Below are 1,715 nucleotides of genomic sequence, written 5' to 3'. Positions count from 1 at the left end.
GATAGCCAAAGAAGAACTCAGTGAAGCTGAGATGGCAGCACTTGAGAAATCAAAAATAAAATCGGCAATCATAACAGATTTTATATTATCGGTCGAAATTGTCATTATTGCACTGGGAAGCGTTATGGGCATTCCTTTGCTCAATCAAATATTAGTGGTTTCTATTGTGGCCCTCATCGCAACCGTTGGTGTGTATGGTATTGTGGCGCTTATTGTTAGGATGGATGATTTTGGGTACAGTCTTATCAATTTTAATGGAAAAGACCGAAGTATTTCCGACTTTTTTGGACATCTGTTGGTCAATGCTTTGCCTTGGGTTATTAAAAGTTTGGGTGTTATCGGGACAATTGCCTTACTGCTCGTGGCTGGCGGGATATTTGCTCATAACCTCGATTTTCTACATAAATTCCTAGAATCTTGGCCTTCTATTATAAGAGAATTTGTTATTGGCATAGCTTTCGGAGTTGTAGCCTTGTTGGTTTTTGAAGGCATTAAAAAGATTGTGGCATTGCTAAAGAAGTGAGTTGATGTTTAGTAGAGTTGTTGGTGGAAAGACACCAATAACAGCAAAGATTTTGTATTTTAGTAAAAACTATAAGTTTATGGATACACTTAGTCTAAGAAGAAAACTTATAAAGCAATTTGATGCCATGATCAATAATGATGATAAACTTATTGCTTTGGAAGGGGTTTTTGATGTTTTAAATTCTTCCGATCCTATTTCAAAAATTCCAGATGAGCATTATGATATAATAAGTGAAAGTAGGGAGCAATATTTAAACGGCAGGATTGAAGGTGTGAGTTGGGAGGAACTAAAGCGAAATTTGAATTCCAAATATGGAATATAAAATTATAATTCTTCCATTAGCGCAAAAAGAAATTGACAATGCATTAGTCTGGTATGAATCCAAGCAAAAAGGATTAGGCGCTGATTTTTTGACTTATTTAGGAGGTTATTTTCTGGCAATTAGACAAGGCTTTGCCATTTATCAAGTAAAAAGGAAGCCGTATTTTAGAGAGTTGCCATTGAAAAGATTTCCCTTTGTGATTATTTATGAAATTAATGGTGACGAGATCATCATTTTTTCAGTATTCAATGTGCATCAGGATCCAAATAAAAAACTTAAATCATAAAGTAACTTAGCCTCTAAAAAAAGAGTTTCTTTTTACGCAATTCAAAATTCTGACCTAAATACACTTTACGTACCATTTCGTCTTCAGCCAATTCCTCAGGAATTCCTGCTTTTAAAATATTGCCTTCAAACATTAAATACGTTCGGTCGGTAATGGCAAGTGTTTCTTGTACGTTATGATCGGTGATCAAAATACCAATATTCTTTTTGGTCAATTGTGCCACAATGCGCTGAATGTCCTCAACTGCAACAGGGTCGACGCCTGCAAAGGGCTCGTCTAATAAAATAAAGTTCGGATTTGTAGCCAGGGCACGTGCAATTTCGGTACGTCGGCGCTCACCACCTGATAATAAATCACCTCTACTTTTTCGGATATGTTCCAGTCCAAATTCATCAATCAGTGATTCCATTTTGTCGTGCTGTTCCTTTTTGGAGAGTTTAGTCATTTGCAACACGCTCAAAATATTATCTTCGATACTCAATTTACGAAACACCGAAGCTTCTTGTGCCAAATAGCCAATACCGTGCTGCGCGCGTTTGTACATCGGAAACTTGGTGATTTCTTGCTGATCCAGAAAAATT

4 protein-coding genes are annotated in these 1,715 nt (G+C 36.6%); 3 read left to right on the top strand and 1 reads right to left on the bottom strand.

What is annotated here, in order from left to right; translation table 11 throughout:
- From VLZ86_RS00425 to VLZ86_RS00415, 3 genes are all read left to right on the top strand, one after another.
- The coding region (locus VLZ86_RS00425) for a DUF808 family protein (protein WP_325447590.1) at positions 1-523 on the top strand (523 nt) is incomplete at its 5' end.
- A 79-nt stretch (positions 524-602) separates the two neighbouring features.
- Positions 603-848, top strand: a complete 246-nt coding sequence (locus VLZ86_RS00420) for an addiction module protein (protein WP_325447586.1) — start codon at positions 603-605, stop codon at positions 846-848.
- Complete coding sequence (locus tag VLZ86_RS00415) at positions 838-1,134, top strand: type II toxin-antitoxin system RelE/ParE family toxin (RefSeq protein ID WP_325447584.1); 297 nt, start codon at positions 838-840, stop codon at positions 1,132-1,134. The genes VLZ86_RS00420 and VLZ86_RS00415 overlap by 11 nt, the downstream gene beginning before the upstream one ends.
- 13 nt (positions 1,135-1,147) lie before the next feature.
- Here VLZ86_RS00415 and lptB read toward each other — a convergent pair.
- The coding region (lptB, locus tag VLZ86_RS00410; protein WP_325447581.1) for an LPS export ABC transporter ATP-binding protein at positions 1,148-1,715 on the bottom strand (568 nt) is incomplete at its 5' end.

The organism is Gelidibacter sp., assembly GCF_035515035.1.
In the GTDB taxonomy this organism is placed as follows: domain Bacteria; phylum Bacteroidota; class Bacteroidia; order Flavobacteriales; family Flavobacteriaceae; genus Gelidibacter.
Note: the sequence above shows the minus strand (reverse complement) of the source record. Positions and strands in the feature narration are given on the sequence as shown.